Source organism: Corynebacterium sp. CCUG 61414 (assembly GCF_024453945.1).
Taxonomy (GTDB): domain Bacteria; phylum Actinomycetota; class Actinomycetes; order Mycobacteriales; family Mycobacteriaceae; genus Corynebacterium; species Corynebacterium pseudogenitalium.
In genome coordinates, this window is the sequence record NZ_JAGPYU010000004.1 from 33,499 (window position 1) to 54,513 (window position 21,015).

The window sequence follows — 21,015 nt, forward strand, 5'->3', positions numbered from 1 at the left end:
TATGCCTCACGCTGTATAGCCAGGTGCGAGCTGGATCACTCCAGACGCGGCCAAACCCTCCAGCCATTCATCAATCCCGGCCTTCGGACAATCCGCACCTATCGACGCCGCCAACATCCCACCCGGGCCCATCTCCACCCGGCAGCCAAACGCCAACAACGTCTCCGCCAGCGAAAACGGCGACTCCCCCTGCGGCAAAATCCGCACCGTGGACGCGCCCCCGCGCACCACGACCTTATTCACGTGGAACATGCCGCCAACACGCACGCACTCCACGATGTCCCCCACCGCCAACGACACATCCACAAACGGCACCGATGCCACGACGAAGTGGCCGCCGCCAAGCTGGTGAGCCTCAAGTTGCTCGTTCTCCACGCCTGGCACGGCCACCCGTGTGTAAATCGTCGTCGTTGGTTGCATGGACAGCAGTGTAGCCCGAACGCTACTTCGCTGCCGACACCGCCAACTCCTCGCCGCCTTCCGCGACATCAACCTGCACCACGTCACCGTCGCGGATCGCGCCGGCCAGCAGCTCCTTCGCCAACCGGTCACCGATCGCCTGCTGGATCACGCGACGCAACGGGCGCGCACCATATGCAGGGTCGTAGCCGCGGTCCGCGAGCCAGGCCTTCGCGGCGTCGGAGACGCGGAGCTGGAGGCGTCGAGAAGCAAGGCGATCGGCGAGCGTGCCCAGCTGAATATCGACGATGCCCACCAGCTGCTCCTTCGTCAGCGGCTCGAACACCACCACATCATCCAGGCGGTTGATGAACTCCGGCTTGAAGTGCGCCTTCACCGCGTTCATGATCTGCTCGCGGTCGCCGCCCGCACCCAAGTTCGACGTCAGGATGATCACCGTGTTGCGGAAGTCCACCGTGCGGCCCTGGCCGTCGGTCAGGCGACCCTCGTCGAGGACCTGCAGCAACACGTCGAACACATCCTGGTGCGCCTTCTCTACCTCGTCGAACAGCACCAGCGAGTACGGGCGACGTCGCACAGCCTCGGTGAGCTGGCCGCCAGCGTCGTAGCCGACGTACCCCGGAGGGGCACCGACCAAACGCGCGACCGAGTGCTTCTCGCCGTACTCCGACATATCGATGCGCACCATCGCAGCCTCATCATCGAAGAGGAATTCCGACAGGGCCTTCGCAAGCTCCGTCTTACCCACGCCAGTCGGGCCCAGGAACAGGAAGGAACCAATGGGGCGGTTCGGATCCGCAACGCCCGCACGCGAACGCCGCACCGCATCCGACACAGCCACGACAGCTTCCTTCTGGCCCACAACGCGACCAGCCAGGATTGCCTCCATGTCCAGCAGCTTCTCGGTCTCACCCTGCATCATCTTGCCCGCAGGAATGCCCGTCCACGCCGACACAACCTCAGCAATCACCTCAGGAGAAACCTCCTCCGTGAGCATCGTCCTTGACGACGCCCCCGTCGCCTCCTCAGCGTCCTTGACCTGCTGCTCCAGCTCCGGAATGCGGCCGTAGCGCAGCTCCGAGACCTTCGCGTAATCGCCCTCGCGCTCCGCGATCTCGGACTCGTTGCGCAGGTGCTCCAGCTCCTCCTTCGCAGCCTGCACCTTATCGATCTCCGCCTTCTCATTCGACCAACGTGCCTTCAGCTCACCGAGCTTCTCGCGCTGATCCGCCAACTCCTGGCGCAAATCCGTCAGACGTTCCTTCGAAGCCTCGTCGGACTCCTTCTGCAGCGCGATCTCCTCGATCTCAAGCCTGCGAACGATACGCTCCAGCTCATCAATCTCCTGCGGCGAAGAATCAATCTCCATCCGCAGCCGCGAACCCGCCTCATCGACCAGGTCAATCGCCTTATCCGGCAAGAACCGGTTCGTGATGTAGCGGTTGGACAGCTCCGCAGCCGCCACCAACGCCGAATCCTGGATCCGCACGCCGTGGTGCACCTCGTAGCGCTCCTTCAGGCCACGCAGAATACCGATCGTGTCCTCCACGGTCGGCTCACCCACGTACACCTGCTGGAAACGCCGCTCCAGCGCCGCATCCTTCTCGATGAACTGGCGGTACTCATCCAACGTCGTCGCACCAACCAGCCGAAGCTCGCCGCGCGCCAACATCGGCTTAATCATGTTGCCTGCATCCATCGCGCCCTCGCCCGTGGCGCCAGCGCCGACGATGGTGTGCAGCTCGTCAATAAACGTGATGATCTGCCCGTCGGACTCCTTAATCTCGTCCAACACCGCCTTCAGGCGCTCCTCGAACTCGCCGCGGTACTTCGCGCCCGCAACCATCGACCCGAGGTCCAGGGAGATCAGCGTCTTGCCCTTCAGGGACTCCGGGACGTCGCCCGCCACGATGCGCCTTGCAAGGCCCTCGACGATCGCCGTCTTACCGACGCCCGGCTCACCAATCAACACCGGATTATTCTTCGTACGACGGGAAAGCACCTGCACTACACGTCGAATCTCCGAATCGCGGCCGATGACCGGGTCAATCTTGCCCTCACGCGCACGCGCCGTCAGGTCCGTCGAATACTTCTCCAGCGCCTGGAACTGATCCTCCGGCGACTCAGTCGTGACCTTCTTATTGCCGCGCACCGACTGGAACGCCGCCTTAATCGCCTCAAACGTAGCGCCGCGCTTCTTCAGCAGCTCCGCCGCGTCATCATTCCCGCGCGCGATACCCGCCAGCAGCACCTCAGTAGAGACGAACTCGTCGCCGAGTTCGCCCGCCAACTCCTGCGCCGCGTTCAACGCATTCAGGCCGTCACGGTTAAAGTTCGGATTCGCCATATTCTGGCCCTCCGCCTTCGGGTAGGAGTTGACCAGCTCAGCCGCCTCCTTCGCGACCGTCTGCGGGTCCACACCCGTCGCCTGCAGCACCGGCGCCGCGATGCCGTCCTCCTGCTTCAGGATCGCCTCAAGTAAATGCGCCGGGCGAATATCCGGGTTGCCCTTCGCCGACGCCTGCTGCAGCGCCTGCTGCAACGCCTCCTGCGTTTTCGTAGTTGGGTTAAACGAAGACATGTCCGTTTTCCTTTCTCTTTGCGTTTTGTTTTGTTGTTCACTCTCCCTAACGCACGAGAAGTTGAGTCTGTTCCACTCAAGGTTGGGTGTGGGGCGTTTTCGGGGGTGGCGCTGACTTTGAAGCTCCGCAAATCGCTTGGAAACGCACTGGAAGCGCACGTCAAAACGCAAATGGTAGTAACAGGATTGTAGTAATCCCCGAAATCGGCCCAAAAAAGCGGATTACTACATTCCTGTTACTACCATCTAGGAAAATGCCGGCCCTATTCCTGGGCAGCCACGGCTCCCGAGCCGTATTTCTTGGCGGGCACCCACTTCAGCGCGAACGCCACGACCACCACCGCAACGGCGATCAGGAACGACACCCAGCCGAACGCGGTGGTGAACCCGGCGATGATGGCGATTGGGGCGAGGATAGTCATACCGATCTCGAATGGGGCGAAGCCGACGTAGGCCACACCGTATTCGTTGAGAGTGCCGGACTTCAGTTTGGGGTCGACCATCTTGAGCAAGGCGATACCGGTGGCGACGGCGGCGGTTGCCCAGCCCCAGCCGAAGATGCCGCGCTCGAGCCAGTTTTCACCGAAGAAGAGCGGGCCGGCCCAGGCCATCCATACGACGCAGAAGACGGTGCCGAGCACGAACATGATGAGCAGGGCCTGCCAGTATCCGGCGAGTGCTGCGGGGACGATGGAGGCGATGCCGAAGGCGATCATGAAGTCGGTGGCGGCGCCGGAGACGGTGGAGATAGTTTCTCGGTCGAGGTAGTTGGGCCGTTTGAAGGCGACGAGCAGGCCGCGGCCGATGAGGCCGATGACGAAGGCCATGGCGAACAGTGGGATGGAGACGTTGCTCCACATGCTCTTGATCCAGGTGTTGACGGTGTAGGCGATCAGCACGGTGATGAGGATGAATCCGGCGTGGAGTGCCAGCGGTTCGATGGAGGATGGGTTGGTGGTTGCGCGTCCGATGGAGGGGCGCTCGGACTCAGCGGCGATGTAGCCGGTGCGCAGGTCTTCGGGGAGGGTGCCACGGAGTTCGGTTGCCTTGCCTTTGCGGATGCCCCAGTTTGCGACGATGACGCCACCAACGATGGCCACCAGGGTTCCCACGGTGGCGGAGGTGAATCCGATGGAAGACGCTTCGGCGATGCCGATGTCCTCAAGTGCAGAGCCGACGGCGGCGGCGGTGCCGAAGCCGCCGACGAAGCCGACCGGGAGCATCATGCCGAACCATGGTTCGGTGCCGAAGAATGGCGCGAAGAAGTACAGCCCCAGGAGGATGAAGATGCCCCACTGGCCCATGAACATGGCCGTCGAGTAGCCCCACATGCTGCGGGCGCCTGAGGCGACGGAGCCGCCGAGGTTCATGGAGTAGGCCATGGAGGCGAACACGACGGCGATGAGCAGCGTTGTATAGGTACCGACTTGGTCGGACCAGTGAATGACGCCGAGGACCTCTTGCCCGAGGATGAGCCCGAGCAGCCCGGCGGTGATCGGTGCCGGCAGGAGCAGCGCCTGTAACACTTTCAGTCGGTTTCGGAGCACGTTTCCGATGATGAGCAGGATGGAGATCCATCCGATATCCGTCAGAAGTGTGTACGGCGTGTAGTCCACTGCGGCACCTTTCTCTCTAATTGTTTCCCTGCTCACACTAGTCCACCTCACCGAGGCTGAGAAACAGTACCCTGGCCCTATGAGAAAGTTTGCCCCCGTCACGGATGGCCCGAATGCGGCCGCATTGCAAGTGCTCGCGGAGCAGGATTCCGAGGTGCGCGCCACGCTGTTTGCGCGGATTGTGGAGCAGTATCCGCAGGCAGCGATGGTCTTTCCGGAAGGTGCTACGGAGGTGCCCCAAGTACTTGTCGACGCCACTTCGTTCACCCTCGCGTCCACCCAGGAGTCCGAGTCGGCGGGGGCAGCAATCCCTGAAGCAACCCTTATCCCGCTGCGCGAGTGGGCGTTGGATCTGCGGCGCACTGGGTTTCCGGCGTCGGAGTTTCCGGCGGTGGCGGAGATCGTTGGTGGGGTTGTGGGCGTCGATACGCAGGTGTTGGTGCGGGCGGCCCGCGAGATGGAGCGGGTGTCGCGGGAGGCTGACGAGGCCGGGATGGCCGCGGCGTCGGTGGCGCAGGTGACGCAGGTTGCGCAGGACGGGTCGGCGTGGGTCGTGCGGGCGGAGGCTTCCGCGGCGGTGGGCTATGCGGCGGGGCAGGCGCTGCCGGTGATGCGAGCGGGCAACCAGGGCGTGTGGTGGGCGTTGGCCCCGGCGGTGCCGCCGAACCGGTTCGGGCAACTGGAGTTCCACCTCGACGGGCCGGATGTGGAGGTCGGCGACTACCTGACGTTGGGGGCCGCGCGAGGACCGGCGGTGCGGGCGAACCGGCCAAAGATGCTGCTCGTGGCCGTGGGCACGGGCTGGGCGGCTGCGAAGTCGGTGGTGTTCGGGCTCATCGAGGAGCGCATCCGCTCCGAGGTGCACCTGGTGCTGTGCGGGGACGACGTGGACGATCTTTACGACACCCGCACCATCAACTCGCTCGCAGATTCGCAGCCGTGGCTGCAGGTCACGCGCGTCGCGCCGACCCCGGGCGAGTTTGGCGAGAGTTCCGCGAAGGCCATTTGGGTGCCGGGGTCGGCGTTCGTGTCGGCGCCGGGCACGTGGTGGGACCACCAGATCGTGCTGTGTGGCAAGGGCGCCGAGGTTGCGGAGTACCGCGAGGCCCTCGAGGCCGCGGGGGCTCGTGGGATCCTTACATGCGCGACTGACGCAGCGGTCCAGTTTCCGACAGCCTAATAAGAGGTACGTCCTCCTGCACGACCGCGACCTGCGCAATGTCGATGTCGGCGTCGAGGAGCTCGGGGCCGTAGCCGGCCTCCACGATCCGGTGCCCGTCCGGCGCCACAACAGTGGAGAACCCGATGCCGGTCGGGCCGGACTTCTCGCCGGCCTCGGTCTCGTGGTTCGGACGGGACTGCCCGGCCGCCGCGATGAACGCGCCGGAGTCGAGGGCGCGGGCGCGCGTCAATAAGCGCCACTCCTCGAGCTTGCCTGGGCCGTCCGCCCAGCTCGTGGGCACCACGATGACGTGCGCACCCATCGCCGCCAGCTCCTTGAACTGCTCCGGGAAGCGGATGTCGAAACAGGTGGCCACGCCGATGGTGGCGTCACCGTGCCGGAACGTGAGCAGGGTGTCGCCGGCCTTGACGGTGCGGGACTCGTGGTAGCTGTGGGCGTCGTAAAGGTGCACCTTGTCATAGGTGAGGATGCGTGGGGTGTCGCTGTGGCCGTCGAGGATCAGTGTGGTGTTGTAGACGCGGTTGATGCTGCCGACGGTGTCCGCCGGGCGGAACGAGCCCGCCACGATGGTCACGCCCAGCTCCTTGGCCAGCGAAAACAGCCCCTGCGTGAACGGCCCATCGGTGTCCTCGGCCTGGTAGTCGAGGCGACCGGCCCCGAACGCGTGCGAGGCCGCCTCCGGCAACACGATGAGCGTCGCGCCCCGGCGCGCGGCCTCCCTGACCTGGGGTTCTATGCGCGAAAGGTTGCGCATTTTATCAGGTCCACTGGTGAATTGTGCCAATGCGATACGCATGTGGATAACTTTAGCGAATCTGAAATTTTATCCACAGGGTTTCAGGGTTTTTCCTTGCCCTGCTTCGGCGGGTTTTCGAGGATGGGTGCATGCATCTCTCAACGACTATCCCGTCCCTCGCCCGATCCCACCGCGTCTCCCGCACGTCGCTCCCCCGCGCTGAGCTGCGCGACAGCGCCAGCGCCGCCGCGTTACGCTCGCTGGAAAATCGCGCCCAATCGCTTTTCGACGCCTCCACCACCGCCCTCAACACGCACTTAGAATCCATCGCCTCATTTGCGGACGACTGCATCCACTGCGACACCCGCCTCGCGGAGGCGTTGCGCCATGTCTGATGCGTACCGCCCTGCCCTAGACGCCGGGCAGCTGATGGTCGCCGCGGGCGTGTTGGAGGGCGCCGTCGCCGAGTTCCGCGCGCGATCGCAGGCGTGCCACGTAGCTCGGTCCGACCTGGTAGGGGCGGGTTTTCGCGGGTCCGCACCTACCGCGGCCCTGCAGCGCCTCCAACGTGTCGACGCCACCTTCGCCCACCCTGTCGACGACCTCACCCAGGCCGCCAAGGTGCTGCGCCGCTACGCCACCTGGCAGGCGCGTCTCGACGCGATGGCCCGATCCCTGCGCGGCAGCCCCGTCTACGCGCTGGCCGTACAGGTGCTCAACGGGGTTTCGCGGACCTTCGACACGCTGTGCGCCGCCGAGCTCGAGGCCCTGTGCAAGGCGCACGAGCGGGACCTGGAGGCGGCGCGCGGACACGTGCCACTCATCGCACGTCACGGCATAGACCTTGGCCAGGTACACCGGACAAACCTGGCCACGCTCGACCCGGCGCGCCGCGAGCTCGTTGAGTCCGCGGGCGCGACCGTGCTCGAGGCCGGACCCGTGTCGGCGACGCTGGCGGTCGGTGACGTCGTGGACCCGGCGCGTGTGATCACCATGGTCGCCGGCGTGTCCACCGGCCGCCCCGAAGGCTTGAGCGGTGAGCTTGCCCGTGCGCAGTTCCTCGCCGAGCGCACCGGCGCCACAGTGATCCTCTGGCAGGGCTACGACCCGCCACCCAACGTGGTCAATGGCCTGGACCCCGGCCCGGCGCGCCGCGGCGCCGACGACCTCTCCGCCTTCCAACTCGCGCTCACCGACCGCTTCCCCAACGCCCACCGGGTGGTCCTCGCCCACAGTTATGGCACACGCGTAGCCACCGAGGCCGCCGTCCACCACGGCCTGCTTACCGACCAGCTCTGGCTCGTCGGCAGCGCCGGCGTCGCCGGTAGCCACGTGAGCGACCTACGACTGGCAGGGCCGGACTCGCGGGTGGTCGCCGTGGATTCTCCGGACGATCCGATCCTGTGGACCAGGTCCGGTCCGCAGGCGGTGCTGGGGGCGTCGCCAACTGATCCCGCCTACGGCGCACGCATCCTACCTGGGGTGACGGGCAGTCATAGCGCCTACTTCACAGACGAGGCCTTTGTGTCAGATCTCACACAATCTTTCGAGTTCCAGGAGGAACAAAGGTAACATGATAAGCGGTTAATTTATTCTTCAAATAAAAGGAGATTTTAGGAATGGCTCAGAACTTCGCCTCGGCATTCGTTGCCAAGCTGAAGGAGCTCGGCGTCAAGCGCATCTACGGCCTCGTCGGTGACTCCCTCAACCCGCTTTCCGACGCCGTCCGCACCCAAGGCATCGAATGGGTCCACGTCCGCAACGAAGAAGCCGCCGCATTCGCCGCCGGCTCCGACGCACTCGCAACCGACGAACTCGCAGTGTGCGGCGCATCCTGCGGCCCAGGCAACACCCACTTCGTCCAAGGACTCTTCGAAGCGCACCGCAACGGCGCAAAGGTCCTCGCGATTGCCTCACACATCCCGTCCTTCCACATCGGGTCATCCTTCTTCCAGGAAACCCACCCAGAAATGCTCTTCCAGGAGTGCTCCTCCTACTGCGAGATGGCAAACTCCGCCGACCAGGGCATGCGCGTCGTCCACAACGCCATCCAGAACACCATGTCCGGCAACGGCGTATCGGTCGTCGTCGTCCCAGGTGACGTCTTCGCACAAGAAGTCACCGCCGACGCCCCAACCCTGTCCGGCAACTACGCCACCGGCGGCAACAAGCGCGTCTACCCAGACCCAGCCGAAGCCGCCCGCCTGGTCGAAGCCATCAACGAGGCAGACACCGTCACACTCTTCTGCGGCTACGGCGCCAAGGACGCCCGTGACGAAGTCTTCGCACTTGCCGAAAAGATCAAGGCACCAGTCGGCCACTCCTTCCGCGGCAAGATGTACATCGAGTACGACAACCCATACGACGTCGGCATGTCCGGCCTCCTCGGCTATGGCGCCTGCCACGAAGCCTCCGACAAGGCAGACCTCTTCATCATGGTCGGCACCGACTTCCCATACACCGACTGGCTGCCCAGCAAGAACGTCGCCCAGATCGACATCGACGGCGCCCACATCGGCCGCCGCACCAAGGTGCACTACCCCGTCATCGGCGACGTCAAGAGCGTCATCGAAAACATTCTCCCGCACATCGAGGAGAAGAAGGACCGCTCCTTCCTGGACGCAATGCTGAAGCGTCACGCTGAGCTGCTGGAGTCGGTCGTCGGCAAGTACACGACGGAAGCCCGCGAAGCCCGCACCCCAATCCACCCAGAGCTCGCCGCCTCCGTCCTCGACGAACTCGCCGACGAAGACGCCTACTTCACCGTCGACACCGGCATGTGCAACGTGTGGTCCTCCCGCTACCTCACCCCCAACGGCAAGCGCGACGAATCCGCATCCTTCCTGCACGGCACCATGGCCAACGCCCTCCCGCAGGCCATCGGCGTCCAAGCCGCATTCCCCGACCGCCAGGTCATCTCCTGGTCCGGCGACGGCGGCCTCGGCATGCTGCTCGGCGAACTGCTCACCGTCAAGCTGCACAACCTGCCAGTGAAGACCATCGTGTTCAATAACTCCTCACTCGGCATGGTCAAACTCGAAATGCTCGTCCAAGGCTTCCCCGAGCACGAAACCGACCACGACGGCGTCAACTACGCCAACATCGCCGAGGGCGTCGGCATCAAGTCCTTCCGCATCGAAGACCCCGCCGACCTGCGCCCGAAGCTCAAGGAGGCCCTCGCGTACGACGGCCCCGTCCTCGTCGACATCGTCACCGACCCGGACGCCCTGTCCATGCCGCCAAACATCACCTGGGACATGATGAAAGGCTTCACCGCCGCTGCAACCAAGACCGTCCTCGACGGTGGCGTCGGCCGCATGGTCGACCTCGCACGCTCCAACCTCCGCCACATCGGCGGCGCAGCGTCGATCACGTTCAAGTAATGATGCGCTAGGTTTTGCGGCTTTGTGGCCTCGGGTTTTTGCCCGAGGTCACTTTGCGTTTTGGGGGTTTGTGGCCTCGCCCGCGTCGACCAGCACTTGCGTTTCCCCAGGTCGCGCCGTCTGTCTACGGAGAACGTTCCCCCAAGCCTTGTATCTCCGCACCAGATTCCGGGTTTTCAGCGAGCGGATTTACAAAAACCCAGGTCGGACAAACCCGATGTAGGAATTTGGTGCGCACCCTCCCCTGCCTGGCGCCCTCAAACCATTCAAAGCGTGGGCTTCAAAGCGTGCGATGCAGGTCGCGCTCTCTCACCCAACCGGGCCGATTTTCGGCGACCAGCATCGCACTCCTTAAACACCTCGACACGAGCACTGCAAGCAAAATCCCGCAGCCCGACCGAACTCCAACGCCACTCGGCCACGAGGTGCACAAGCACTTACACCGCATAGTCGTAGATCTCGCCGAATGCAGAAGCCCGATGAGATTTATCAAAGCGGGACCAACCCAATCGTGGGATTCGGCTCCAAATACAAAACCATGCTCGGCCTTCTCGGTAACGTGGTAAAACTCGAGCGGGCAATCATCTGCGAACACCAGGCCAATGGGATCGCGAAAGCCAGCTCCCCGACGGCGAACAGGTGACTCAGGCGCGCGAGTGGGGTAAGTGAGAGGTCTGCACCAGCGACCTATATGTTGTCAGGATTCCCATGTCTGCTTCTGCGGATTCCATACCCCGGCCACGATTGACGCACTAAGAAGCGGGTTTAAGCACCCTCCGACGACGCCAAGTGCGGTTGCAAGATCGTGATACTCCGCAGGGAAATCAGCTGCTTGCCGCGCCTGCTTCGGATAGGCCTGGGACCACTGCGGACCAGGACTAATCATCTCCTTTGGAAGATCAAGACCGCGGTGGGTGGCTTCCTTTGTCATGAGTGTTTGCAAGAGCTTCGCATCGATGGATTGGCTGGTCACAATCCGGACCAAGTCGATGAGATCGTGGTACCGCGTTGATGGTTCTGCCCCGTGCAATTCGTAGCAGGCGCATAGTTTGTCGGCAGCAACGTTTTCAACCGGAACCATTCGGATAACTGCACCGGATGGAAGCCCCTCGTACTCAATGACCGGATTGATCGTCACAGAGTCAATCGGGGCGTCGAGATGCTGCTGCGTAGATATATCCACGCTGAAGGATACGACCTGCTGCGCCCCGATCCTGAGAATGACTTTGAATGATCCTCTGGTCCGGTCCATCGGGTCCTGATTATCCCTTGCCGGCTCTTGTAACTCGAAAGTGAAATCGGGATCTGTCGGGCCAGGCTCATCAACTAGCACCTGCAGCTCTCGGAGCGCTTCTGCAGGAGGGACTTGCTCCCGGCGCGCTAAGTCGATGTCGCGACTGCGTCGACCAGACCCGATCCGTAAGAGAAGGCTCGTCCCTCCTTTGAGGACCCACACACAGTCATCATGAGCAAATAATCGGGTCAGGAACATATCGAAAGCGAACTGGTGTTGGATATTCTCCACTGTCACTGACTGTCGGCGGGCTTCGTTACGAAGCTTCGCCAAGAGTTGCGTCCGCTTGCGAACAATACGGCTGACTGGTGATACCGCACTCATGATTCACCACCATCAGCAGAGTCTGACGCAGGGTGATGTTTCTTAAACAAAGCATTCACTGGAGCCTGGATCGCTTCCAACGTGGCGTGATCTAGTTTCCAGTCTTTCGAACGGAGGGTTTGCTGCGACGCGCCCTGCATCAACGTCGCTTCCTGCCCAGGGGTCGTATGCTTTCTCGATAACAACTCATCCGACAGTTGGCGCATCAGTGCTGACGCTACTGCTTCTCCAACGTCCTCCATCATGTTGGCCCAACCATCAGGGGTCGATTTCCTACTGTAGGCCCTAGCTTCTGTTGCGCTGTCGTGCTCAGGGAAGCGTCGCAAAGCTTCCGCCACCATCTCATCGCCCGAACTGCTGCCGTAGGAACCAGCATAGGGATCAACTACCCGCGCAACCTCCGAGGGACTAAGGCGCCGTTCGTGAATTCCGTCCGCAATTACGTGGTAAAGCTGGTCCCCATCAAGGCGATCTTTCGCCAGGTCGCGGATCGTACGCGCCACGGTCGTCACTGGAAGGCCACGAACTATCATCCAGTCCTCATCCTGAAGATCAGCAGTGCGATGAGACATGTCAGTCGCGGATGATTGCTTCCGTTTCGAGGACGTAAAAGTATGCGTTGCCGGGGTGATATCACCCAATTCAAGCACGCTGGCAGCCGAGACATGGGAGACAACGATCGGGTTTTCTGCATGGAGACGTTCCTCAGCGAGAATCCCCGGCCTGGTCGACAACCATGCCGCCCGGATCTCCGTCAGTGAATCTTCCGCCACACTAGAAAGGATGTACACACCTCGACGGATACGACGTATGTAATCCCCCTGCGCCAATCGTGTCATCGTCGTGGTATCAATCCCCTCCCTTGCCGCTTGGGCAGAGGTAACCAATCCATGTTGCAGATAGGAATACGCTGCCAAGATAGTCTGAGCTTCAGAAAGCTTCATGTAGCAAACATATCAAATACAACACTAGGAAGCTATGTTTACTACAGTAAAGATGTAGCAAACATAACATTTACGGACATTCAGCGATATGAAGACCAGACCCTCTCCATCCCAGGCTTGCGCTACACATTCATCAGATCAAGCACTTCAACAACCCCTCAGTGTCCTCACTTCTTGAGCACGACGCCCCCACGAGGCGACCCGCCTATCCACGACTCAACTGGGACTGCCAATCAATCAGCATCCTTGAAATAGTTCCCGCGCCCGGGAACCATTTGGCGTTTCAGGCCTGTTCCCGTCGACCAGCACTTGCGTTTCCCCAGGTTGCGTCATCTGTCTACGAAGAAAGTTCCCACGACCACTGCTTCTTCGCACCAGATTCCGGGTTTTCAGCGAGCGGATTTACAAAAACCCGGGTCGGACAAACCCGATGTAGGAATTTGGTGCGCATCCACCCCTGCCTGTCACCCTCAAACCACTCGAAGCGTGCGCTTCAAAGCGTGCGATGCAGGTCGCGTCTTCTCACCCCACCGGGCCGATTTTCGACGACCAGCATCGCACTCCTTAAACACCTCGACACGAGCACTGCGAGCAGCATCCACCCCCCATGAGCACCTCAAGACAAAAGAAAACAGCCCCCGCCAAGCATCAAAGCGAAGCAGAGGCTTTCCACTATTACCGCGCCCGGCGCCGCGACCTGGCGGAGGACGGCTCCCACGTCACCAGCGCGGTTGAGCGGGGAACGTGGACGAGTTCCCCGCCGCGGGGGCGTGATTCCAGGCGTTGTCGCAGTTGCGCGTTTTCTTCGCGTTTGGCCGCCAGTTCCTCTTGGAGCTCGTCGATGTGTTCGGTGAGCTCGATGATGGTTTTGATGCCGGCGAGGTTGACGCCGTCTTCCTGGGAGAGTTGTTGGATCCGGCGCAGCATGGAGATGTCGCGTCGGGAGTAGCGGCGTCCGCCGCCGCTGGTCCGCATCGGTGTGACCAGGCCGATGCGGTCGTAGGTGCGCAGGGTTTGGGCGTGCATGCCGGTGAGTTCGGCGGCGACGGAGATGACGTAGTACTCCTCAGCCATGGTTATGCGCCTCCTGCCCACCCGGCGCGCGGGTCGAAGCCGGAGTCGCGTTCGGCTTGTTGGTAGGCGCGCAGTGCGCTGGTAGCGGCTGCGTCCAGGTCCTTGGGCACTGCGACTTCGACAGTGACCAGCAGGTCGCCGGCATTGCCGGATTTGCGTGGCACACCGCGTCCCTTGACGCGCAGGGTGCGCCCGTTGGGGGTGCCGGCGGGGACCTTCACGCGGACGTGTTTGTCCAGGGTGGGCACGGTGATGGTGCCGCCGAGGGCGAGTTCGCTGAAGGAGACGGGGACGGTGACTTCGAGGTCGTCGCCGGTGCGGGTGAACACTTTGTCGGGGCGGACGTGGACGGTGACGAAGAGGTCGCCGGCTGGTTTGCCGTTGGGGCCTGCTTCGCCTTGTCCTGCGAGGCGCACTTTTTGGCCGTCGACAACGCCGGCGGGGATGCGCACCGTGATGGTGCGGGAGCGCCGGACGGTGCCGGTGCCGTGGCACGTGGTGCACGGGTCCGTGATTACGTCGCCGGTGCCACCGCAGTTGGTGCAGGGGCGGGCCATGCCGAATGCGCCGGAGTTCTCGCGGACGTAGCCGGAGCCGTGGCACTGTTCGCACTGGGTGACGTGGCCGGATTTGGATCCGGAGCCGTGGCATGTGGTGCATGGGGCGTCGCCGGTGAGTTCGACGGGGAAGGTGGTGCCTTTGGCGGCTTCGCGGAAGTCGAGGGTTATTTCCGTCTCGACGTCCGCCCCCCGCGACGGCCGAGCGTTCCTGCCAGCAGCGCCGCCGCGGTTAAAGAGGCCACCGAAGAGATCACCAAGGCCGCCTTCTCCAGCTTGTCCAGCACCCCCGGCTCCTCCGAAGATGTCGGAGAGGTCGGAGAAGTTGAAGTCGCTCTGCCCCGTTTGGCGAAACCCTCCCGGAAAGCCGGGACCTCCTGCCCCTCCGAATCGGCCGCCGAAGCCGCCGGAGCTCATCATCGCCTTGAACTGGTCGTATTCTTTGCGTTTTTCTTCGTCGCCGACGACGTCGTACGCTTCTGCCACCTTCTTAAACTTCTCCTCGGCAGCTTTGTTGCCGGGGTTGGAGTCGGGGTGGTTTTCGCGTGCGAGCCTGCGGTATGCCTTCTTAATGTCAGCTGTGGACGCGTCTTTGGTCACGCCGAGGTCGCCGTAGTAGTCCTTGTTGGCCCACTCTTGTTGCATAGCCATCTCGCACCCTCCTTTCTCGGATGAATTTTGTTATTTCAAGTACAAAACCGGGGCGTGAAGGCCGCTTTTCGCGCACCTCACGCCCCGGCCCTGGGTTTTGTTGTTACTCGTTGTCTTCAGCAGGCTCTTCCGCAGGATCGGCGATGATGACCATTGCGTTTCGCACGAGTCGGTCGCCTACACGGTAGCCCTTGCGCAGCACGGTGCCGATGACCTTGCTGTCGCCGGAGGACAGGTCTTGGACTGCCTCGTGGGTTTCGGGGTCAAAGGCGTCACCTTCTGCGCCGAAGGCTTCGACGCGTTGCGCGGTAGCCACGCCACGGAGTTTGTCGGCGAAGGCTTTCAGTGGGCCTTCGTTTAAGTCTCCGTGTTGTTCGGCGAGGTCGAGGTCGTCGAGAAGCGGGAGCAGTTCGGTGGCGAAGGCTGCTTTCGCATGCTCGGCGATGGCTGCGCGTTCCCGCTCGGTGCGGCGCCGGTAGTTTGCGTACTCGGCGCTCACACGCTGCAGGTCTTCGGTCCGCTCAGCAAGCTGCTTTTCGACGTCATCCTGCTCGCCCTCGTCCGTTTCCGGTGCAGCGTCGGCGTCGACCTCAGCTTCGGGCTCGGCAGCTTCTGCTGCTACTGCCTCGGCTTCTTCGATCAGGTCTTCAACCTGCTCCGGTTCCGGAGTATTCGGGTTCGTCATGGTGACCTCCTTCTGCAGTGTTGCTGTTGTTTACTTGGTTTCGTCGGTGTCTTCGTCGACTACCTCGGCGTCGACAACGTTGTCGTCGGCTGCCTCGGCCTGGGTTGCACCCTCGTTGGCCTGTGCCTCGTAGAGCACCTTGCCCAGCTCCTGCGACTCCGTGTTCAGCTTTTCGACGGCCGACTTCACCGCTTCAAGGTCATCTCCCTTGAGTGCTTCGTCGACGGCGTCGGCTGCCTCGGTGACGCGGGTCTTGAGGTCCTCCGGCAGCTTGTCGGCGTTGTCCTCCATGAACTTGCGCGTCTGGTACGCCGCGGACTCTGCACCGTTGCGGGTTTCCTGCTCCTCGCGGCGCTTCTTGTCCTCGTCGGCGTGTGCCTCGGCGTCCTTGATCATGCGGTCGATCTCCTCCTGGGACAGGCCGGAGCCGTCCTGGATCTTGATCGTGTTCTCCTTGCCGGTCGCCTTGTCCTTCGCGGAGACGGACACGATGCCGTTGGCGTCGATGTCGAAGGTGACCTCAATCTGCGGAACACCGCGCGGTGCCGGAGCGATACCTGCCAGCTCGAAGGAGCCGAGCAGCTTGTTCGCGGAAGCCATCTCGCGCTCGCCCTGGAAGACCTGGATCTGCACGCTTGGCTGGTTGTCTTCAGCCGTGGTGAAGGTCTCGGAACGCTTCGTCGGGATGGTGGTGTTGCGCTCGATGAGCTTGGTCATCACGCCGCCCTTGGTCTCGATGCCGAGGGAGAGCGGGGTGACGTCAAGAAGCAGGACGTCCTTGACGTCGCCGCGCAGGACACCTGCCTGCAGCGCAGCGCCCAGAGCCACGACCTCGTCCGGGTTCACGGACTTGTTTGGCTCCTTGCCGCCGGTGAGCTCCTTGACCATGTCGGTCACGGCCGACATACGGGTGGAACCACCGACCAGCACAACGTGGTCAATCTCGCCGACGGAGAGGCCAGCATCCTTGATGACCTGGTTGAACGGCGCCTTGGTGCGGTCCAGCAGGTCAGAGGTGATCTTCTGGAACTCAGTGCGCGTCAGCGTCTCGTCGAGGAACAGCGGGTTCTTCTCAGAGTCGACGGTGATGTACGGCAGGTTGATGGATGCCTGCTGGGAGGAAGACAGCTCAATCTTTGCCTTCTCAGCGGCCTCACGCAGACGCTGCATCGCCATCTTGTCCTTGGACAGGTCGACGCCCTGTGCAGACTTGAACTTATCGACGAGCCACTCAACCACGCGGTTGTCCCAGTCGTCGCCACCGAGCTCGTTGTCACCCGCGGTTGCCAGGACCTCTACGACGCCGTCGCCGATCTCCAGCAGGGAGACGTCGAAGGTACCGCCACCAAGGTCGAAGACCAGGATGGTCTGCTCCTTGTCAGCCTTCTCCAGGCCGTATGCCAGTGCAGCTGCCGTCGGCTCGTTGACGATACGCAGGACGTTCAGACCTGCGATCTGGCCGGCTTCCTTCGTAGCCTGACGCTGTGCGTCCTCGAAGTAGGCAGGGACGGTAATGACGGCGTCGGTAACCTCCTCGCCGAGGTATGCCTCTGCGTCCCTCTTCAGCTTCTGCAGCGTACGTGCGGAAATCTCCTGCGGGGTGTACTTCTTGTCATCAATCTCGACCGTCCAGTCTTCGCCCATGTGACGCTTAACGGAGCGGATCGTGCGGTCAACGTTGGTGACCGCCTGGTTCTTCGCGGACTGGCCAACCAGCACCTCGCCGTTCTTCGCAAACGCGACGACAGACGGGGTGGTGCGCGAACCCTCAGCGTTCGCGATAACTACCGGCTCTCCGCCTTCAAGGACAGAGACAACCGAGTTTGTCGTACCAAGGTCAATACCTACTGCGCGTCCCATTTCTACATTTCCTCCTGTGTTTGTCGAAGTCATTTCTGAAGTTAATCCGAAGTTGAATCGCCTCGACTCAACTTGACGGGAACCACTGTAGCAGAAGTTCCGCCAACCTTGAGCCTATCACGCTCAATCCTTACAACATGCAATCCAGAAAGTTATTCCCACTCGACTCAACTTTTCCTAATCTTGCAGTCCAGGGGGTGTAAATAAGTTATGTCTGGCAGGTCTGGCACAATGTCTTGGTATGAGCAACAAAGTTGAACCACAGACGGAAGCGCAGCCCACCGCGGCCGACGCGGCGCAAGAGCTTTCCCAAGAAACTGTTGACCGCAGCACGGTCATCGCCTCCGACGGGCGCACCGCGGCAGCCTGGGCGGCGAGGTTCATCATTATCGTCGCCGCCACCGCCATCCTGCTGTACCTGCTGAAGTACGTCTGGATGGGACTGCTGCCGATCTTCCTGGCGCTCATCGTGTGCACGGTGCTGTGGCCGCCGGTGGACTGGCTGCGCAAGAAGAAGGCGCCGCCAGCACTCGCCGCGGCCGGCGTGCTCGTGGGGGCCTTCGCCATCATCGGCGGCATCTTCGCCGCCATGGCCCCGACCGTTCGCACGCAGGGCACCCAGCTCGTCGACCAGGCGCAGCAGGGCATCGACCAGATCACGCAGTGGCTGCGCGACAACGTCGATAACGAGCTCATCGACCCAGCCAAGATCCAGGAGACCATCGACCAAGTCACCAATGTCCTGCGCGGACAGGCCTCCAACATCGCCTCGGGCGTGTTCACGGGCATCGGGGCGATCGCATCCGTCGGCACCACCCTGGCGCTGACCCTGATCCTCACCTTCTTCTTCCTGAAGGACGGGCCGAAATTCTTGCCGTGGCTCAAGGGCTACGTGGGCGTGCGCGCCGGCTGGCACCTCACCGAGGTCTGCATGCGTTCCTGGAATACGCTGTCCGGTTTCATCCGCACGCAGGCGATCGTTTCGGCTGTCGACGCCATCTTCATCGGCCTCGGCCTCCTCTTGCTGGGCGTGCCGCTGTGGCCAGTGCTGGCAGTGATCACGTTCTTCGCCGGCTTCGTCCCTATTATCGGTGCGTTCACTGCGGGCGCGTTGGCGGTGATCATCGCGCTGGTCTCCAACGGCCTGACCAACGCCATCCTGGTGCTCGTGCTCATCATCGTGGTGCAGCAGCTGGAGAGCAACATCCTCCAGCCGATCCTGCAGTCCCAGGCAATGGGCCTGCACGCAGCGATCGTGCTGCTCTCCGTAGCGCTCGGCGGCACGCTGTTCGGCATCGTCGGCGCGTTCCTCGCGGTGCCGGTCGCCGCGGTCCTCGCTGTCTGGTTCCGCTACTGGGCAGAGATGGTCTCGCTCCGAACTGGCGAAGTCACCCCCGACGAGGTCCAAATGGCCACCCAACAGAGCCAGACGTTGGACTCCAAGGAGGCCTTCAACGCCGTGCGCGAACACATGGCGCAAATGGGCAGGCGCTCCAAGAACTAAGCATGTAGCGCTATATTGTTAAGATAACTAGCTTCAAAAACCGAAAGGACATATTTCTATGAGTCTGCGCGTCGCTGTCGTAGGTGCCGGACCAGCCGGTATTTACGCATCCGATCTGCTCATCCGCAATCAGGAGCACGAGATCCACGTCGACCTGTTTGAGCAGATGCCTGCGCCGTTCGGCCTCATCCGCTACGGTGTCGCCCCGGACCACCCGCGCATCAAGGGCATCGTCAAGTCGCTGCACAACGTGATGGACAAGCCGAACCTGCGCTTCCTGGGCAACATCACCGTCGGCCGCGACATCACCATTGATGAGCTGCGCGAGTACTACGACGCCATCATCATCTCCGCCGGCGCTGTCCGCGACCGTGAGTTCCTCGTCCCAGGTGGCGACAAGTCGATCGGCGCCGGCGAGTTTGTCGGCTTCTACGATGGCAACCCGCGCTTCGAGCGCTCCTGGAACCTGGAGGCGCGCGAGGTCGCGGTGGTGGGCGTCGGCAATGTGGCGCTGGATATCTCCCGAATCCTGGCGAAGACCGGCGACGAACTGCTGGTCACTGAGATCCCGGACAACGTCTACGAGTCCCTGAAGAACAACAAGGCCGAGGTCATCCACATGTTCGGCCGCCGCGGGCCGGCGCAGGCGAAGTTCACGCCGAAGGAGCTACGCGAGCTCGACGAGTCCGACACCATCCAGGTGCTCGTCGACCCTGAAGACATTGATTACGACGGTCCCTCCGAGGAACTGCGCCGCGCCGACAAGTCCATCGACCTGAACTGCCAGGTCCTGGAGCAGTACGCGATGCGCGAGCCGGACGACGCCCCGCACAAGATCCACATTCACTTCTTCGAGTCCCCTGTTGAGGTGCTCACCGAGGGCGACGCCATCGTTGGTATCCGCACCGAGCGCACCGAGTTCGACGGCGAAGGCGGGCTGCGCGGCACCGGCAAGTTCACCGACTGGCCAGTCCAGCAAGTCTACCACGCCATCGGCTACCGCTCCGAACCCGTCGAGGGCGTCCCGTTCGACCTTGAGCGCCACGTCATCCCGAACGACGGTGGCCACGTCCTCGGCGAGGACGGCTTCGAGGACTCCCTCTACGTCACCGGCTGGATCAAGCGTGGCCCGGTCGGCCTAATCGGCAACACGAAGTCGGACGCGAAGGAAACGACCGACATGCTCATCGCCGACGCTGACGCCGGCAAGCTCACTGCCCCGGTCCACGAGGACCCGGACGCCATCCTCGGACTTCTCGACGAGCGCAGCATCGACTACACCACCTGGGACGGCTGGTACCGCCTGGATGAAGCAGAGCGCAAGCTCGGCGAGGAGTGCGCCACCCACAGCCGCGAGCGCAAGAAGATCGTCGAGTGGGACGAAATGGTCTCCTACGCCCACCACAAGCAGTAAGCTGCTGGCTATGCGCCAGTTTTTGAAGAAGATCGCCGTTGCATGCGTGGGCGTCGCCACCGCCGCTTCCCTGCTCGCCCCCGCTGCCGACGCGCGGCCGGTGGTGAACCAGGGCGACCGCGTCCGCCTCGACATGGGGCTCGCCTACGGTATCTGCACCGTCGGCTACGTGGACCATGCGCGCAACCAGATCGCCATCGCGCGGCACTGCGTGAAATTCCCGTTCCAGCAGGTCCTTGACGGTAGCGGCCGGCGCATCGGTACGGTGATCTCCTTCCCAGGCTGGTTGGTGAGCGCCGACGGCCCCAACGACTTCGCCTACGTCACCCTCTCCGGCGCTACCGCCGGCACCAACCGGTTCTCCGGCAACGCGAAAGTCCACCCCAACGCGGTGCGCCCGGGCGAACGCGTCTGCTCCTACGGCGCCACCACGCGCCGCGAGTTCTGCGGGCACGTCACTGGGGTGCGCGGCAGCATGATCGCCACCTCCATCGCCGGGCCTCGCCACGGTGACTCCGGAGGCCCCATCTGGATCCCGGGCCGCGGCTTCGTCGCCGTCACCTCCGGCGGGGTATGGAAAGACAAGAAGTACTGGATGACCGGCTCCTACCCGGAGCTGTACTTCGGACCCGAACTGCTGTCTCCTGTTTCTATGGACCTTGACCAGCCCACGACGTCGTCAAACTCGATCCCGGGCTGGTACGCGCGGCAGCTGCGATAAGTTCGCCTAAAGTTCACTTTGGTGTTACCGGCCGTGCACGTGCGCACATTATGGTGATACGTTGGCCC

General features: G+C 62.7%; 17 protein-coding genes. 7 read left to right on the plus strand and 10 right to left on the minus strand.

What is annotated here, in order from left to right:
- Positions 1-6: 6 nt before the first annotated feature.
- The 3 genes from KBX14_RS04855 to KBX14_RS04865 all read right to left on the minus strand — a co-directional run bounded on the left by KBX14_RS04855 (position 7) and on the right by KBX14_RS04865 (position 4,617).
- Positions 7-420: a DUF4265 domain-containing protein gene (locus KBX14_RS04855; protein ID WP_070479576.1), complete on the minus strand. Its 414-nt coding sequence runs from the start codon at positions 418-420 to the stop codon at positions 7-9.
- 22 nt (positions 421-442) lie between these two features.
- Positions 443-3,001 carry an ATP-dependent chaperone ClpB gene (gene clpB, locus KBX14_RS04860; RefSeq protein ID WP_256041953.1) on the minus strand — a complete coding sequence of 853 codons (2,559 nt, stop codon included), beginning with the start codon at positions 2,999-3,001 and terminating at the stop codon, positions 443-445.
- Positions 3,002-3,264: 263 nt separating this feature from the next.
- The gene (locus tag KBX14_RS04865) at positions 3,265-4,617 is read right to left on the minus strand and encodes a sodium:glutamate symporter (protein WP_256041954.1); all 1,353 of its coding nucleotides are present in this window, start codon (positions 4,615-4,617) and stop codon (positions 3,265-3,267) included.
- A gap of 79 nt (positions 4,618-4,696) precedes the next feature.
- Between KBX14_RS04865 and KBX14_RS04870 the strand changes: the two genes are divergently transcribed.
- A complete protein-coding gene (locus KBX14_RS04870) occupies positions 4,697-5,797 on the plus strand; it encodes a hypothetical protein (protein ID WP_256041955.1) in 1,101 nt (366 codons plus the stop codon).
- On the opposite strand, the gene KBX14_RS04875 is transcribed toward KBX14_RS04870, so the two are convergent.
- Positions 5,754-6,596 (minus strand): carbon-nitrogen hydrolase family protein, encoded by an 843-nt coding sequence (locus KBX14_RS04875; protein ID WP_256041956.1) that lies wholly within the window; start codon positions 6,594-6,596, stop codon positions 5,754-5,756. The genes KBX14_RS04870 and KBX14_RS04875 overlap by 44 nt on opposite strands.
- Positions 6,597-6,685: 89 nt before the next feature.
- Here KBX14_RS04875 and KBX14_RS04880 point away from each other — a divergent pair, with 89 nt between their 5' ends.
- The 3 genes from KBX14_RS04880 to KBX14_RS04890 are packed head-to-tail and all read left to right on the plus strand — an operon-like array spanning position 6,686 to position 9,919.
- Positions 6,686-6,931 (plus strand): hypothetical protein, encoded by a 246-nt coding sequence (locus tag KBX14_RS04880; RefSeq protein WP_256005608.1) that lies wholly within the window; start codon positions 6,686-6,688, stop codon positions 6,929-6,931.
- Positions 6,924-8,108 (plus strand): alpha/beta hydrolase, encoded by a 1,185-nt coding sequence (locus tag KBX14_RS04885; protein ID WP_256041957.1) that lies wholly within the window; start codon positions 6,924-6,926, stop codon positions 8,106-8,108. Before KBX14_RS04880 ends, KBX14_RS04885 begins: the two co-directional genes overlap by 8 nt.
- Positions 8,109-8,155: 47 nt before the next feature.
- Entirely contained in the window at positions 8,156-9,919 is a 1,764-nt protein-coding gene (locus KBX14_RS04890; protein ID WP_070479588.1) for a pyruvate dehydrogenase, read from the plus strand.
- A gap of 697 nt (positions 9,920-10,616) precedes the next feature.
- On the opposite strand, the gene KBX14_RS04895 is transcribed toward KBX14_RS04890, so the two are convergent.
- From KBX14_RS04895 to dnaK, 6 genes are all read right to left on the minus strand, one after another.
- A complete protein-coding gene (locus tag KBX14_RS04895) occupies positions 10,617-11,537 on the minus strand; it encodes a nucleotidyl transferase AbiEii/AbiGii toxin family protein (protein WP_084028531.1) in 921 nt (306 codons plus the stop codon).
- Complete coding sequence (locus tag KBX14_RS04900) at positions 11,534-12,481, minus strand: type IV toxin-antitoxin system AbiEi family antitoxin domain-containing protein (protein ID WP_256041958.1); 948 nt, start codon at positions 12,479-12,481, stop codon at positions 11,534-11,536. The genes KBX14_RS04895 and KBX14_RS04900 overlap by 4 nt, the downstream gene beginning before the upstream one ends.
- Positions 12,482-13,156: 675 nt before the next feature.
- A complete protein-coding gene (locus KBX14_RS04905; RefSeq protein ID WP_070361811.1) occupies positions 13,157-13,555 on the minus strand; it encodes a heat shock protein transcriptional repressor HspR in 399 nt (132 codons plus the stop codon).
- 2 nt (positions 13,556-13,557) lie between these two features.
- Positions 13,558-14,763, minus strand: coding sequence for a molecular chaperone DnaJ (gene dnaJ, locus KBX14_RS04910; protein ID WP_256041959.1), 1,206 nt, complete (start codon positions 14,761-14,763; stop codon positions 13,558-13,560).
- 103 nt (positions 14,764-14,866) lie between these two features.
- Positions 14,867-15,448, minus strand: a complete 582-nt coding sequence (gene grpE, locus KBX14_RS04915; protein ID WP_256041960.1) for a nucleotide exchange factor GrpE — start codon at positions 15,446-15,448, stop codon at positions 14,867-14,869.
- 30 nt (positions 15,449-15,478) lie between these two features.
- Positions 15,479-17,308 (minus strand): molecular chaperone DnaK, encoded by a 1,830-nt coding sequence (gene dnaK / locus KBX14_RS04920; protein ID WP_256041961.1) that lies wholly within the window; start codon positions 17,306-17,308, stop codon positions 15,479-15,481.
- A gap of 241 nt (positions 17,309-17,549) precedes the next feature.
- Here dnaK and KBX14_RS04925 point away from each other — a divergent pair, with 241 nt between their 5' ends.
- From KBX14_RS04925 to KBX14_RS04935, 3 genes are read left to right on the plus strand one after another with little or no spacing between them, the layout of a single operon-like run.
- A complete protein-coding gene (locus KBX14_RS04925) occupies positions 17,550-18,812 on the plus strand; it encodes an AI-2E family transporter (protein ID WP_252931582.1) in 1,263 nt (420 codons plus the stop codon).
- A 58-nt stretch (positions 18,813-18,870) separates the two neighbouring features.
- Positions 18,871-20,226: an FAD-dependent oxidoreductase gene (locus tag KBX14_RS04930; RefSeq protein ID WP_070361807.1), complete on the plus strand. Its 1,356-nt coding sequence runs from the start codon at positions 18,871-18,873 to the stop codon at positions 20,224-20,226.
- Between the two features lie 10 nt (positions 20,227-20,236).
- Entirely contained in the window at positions 20,237-20,947 is a 711-nt protein-coding gene (locus tag KBX14_RS04935; RefSeq protein ID WP_256041962.1) for a S1 family peptidase, read from the plus strand.
- Positions 20,948-21,015 lie beyond the last annotated feature (68 nt).

What these genes read in the sequence shown, in the direction of transcription:
- KBX14_RS04900 (WP_256041958.1), bottom strand. Translation starts at nt 12,481, where the DNA reads ATGAAGCTTTCTGAAGCTCAGACTATCTTGGCAGCGTATTCCTATCTG.
- KBX14_RS04930 (WP_070361807.1), top strand. Translation starts at nt 18,871, where the DNA reads ATGAGTCTGCGCGTCGCTGTCGTAGGTGCCGGACCAGCCGGTATTTAC.
- dnaJ (WP_256041959.1), bottom strand. Translation starts at nt 14,763, where the DNA reads ATGGCTATGCAACAAGAGTGGGCCAACAAGGACTACTACGGCGACCTC.
- KBX14_RS04925 (WP_252931582.1), top strand. Translation starts at nt 17,550, where the DNA reads ATGAGCAACAAAGTTGAACCACAGACGGAAGCGCAGCCCACCGCGGCC.
- KBX14_RS04855 (WP_070479576.1), bottom strand. Translation starts at nt 420, where the DNA reads ATGCAACCAACGACGACGATTTACACACGGGTGGCCGTGCCAGGCGTG.
- KBX14_RS04875 (WP_256041956.1), bottom strand. Translation starts at nt 6,596, where the DNA reads ATGCGTATCGCATTGGCACAATTCACCAGTGGACCTGATAAAATGCGC.
- KBX14_RS04935 (WP_256041962.1), top strand. Translation starts at nt 20,237, where the DNA reads ATGCGCCAGTTTTTGAAGAAGATCGCCGTTGCATGCGTGGGCGTCGCC.
- clpB (WP_256041953.1), bottom strand. Translation starts at nt 3,001, where the DNA reads ATGTCTTCGTTTAACCCAACTACGAAAACGCAGGAGGCGTTGCAGCAG.
- grpE (WP_256041960.1), bottom strand. Translation starts at nt 15,448, where the DNA reads ATGACGAACCCGAATACTCCGGAACCGGAGCAGGTTGAAGACCTGATC.
- dnaK (WP_256041961.1), bottom strand. Translation starts at nt 17,308, where the DNA reads ATGGGACGCGCAGTAGGTATTGACCTTGGTACGACAAACTCGGTTGTC.
- KBX14_RS04895 (WP_084028531.1), bottom strand. Translation starts at nt 11,537, where the DNA reads ATGAGTGCGGTATCACCAGTCAGCCGTATTGTTCGCAAGCGGACGCAA.
- KBX14_RS04890 (WP_070479588.1), top strand. Translation starts at nt 8,156, where the DNA reads ATGGCTCAGAACTTCGCCTCGGCATTCGTTGCCAAGCTGAAGGAGCTC.
- KBX14_RS04905 (WP_070361811.1), bottom strand. Translation starts at nt 13,555, where the DNA reads ATGGCTGAGGAGTACTACGTCATCTCCGTCGCCGCCGAACTCACCGGC.
- KBX14_RS04885 (WP_256041957.1), top strand. Translation starts at nt 6,924, where the DNA reads ATGTCTGATGCGTACCGCCCTGCCCTAGACGCCGGGCAGCTGATGGTC.
- KBX14_RS04880 (WP_256005608.1), top strand. Translation starts at nt 6,686, where the DNA reads ATGCATCTCTCAACGACTATCCCGTCCCTCGCCCGATCCCACCGCGTC.
- KBX14_RS04870 (WP_256041955.1), top strand. Translation starts at nt 4,697, where the DNA reads ATGAGAAAGTTTGCCCCCGTCACGGATGGCCCGAATGCGGCCGCATTG.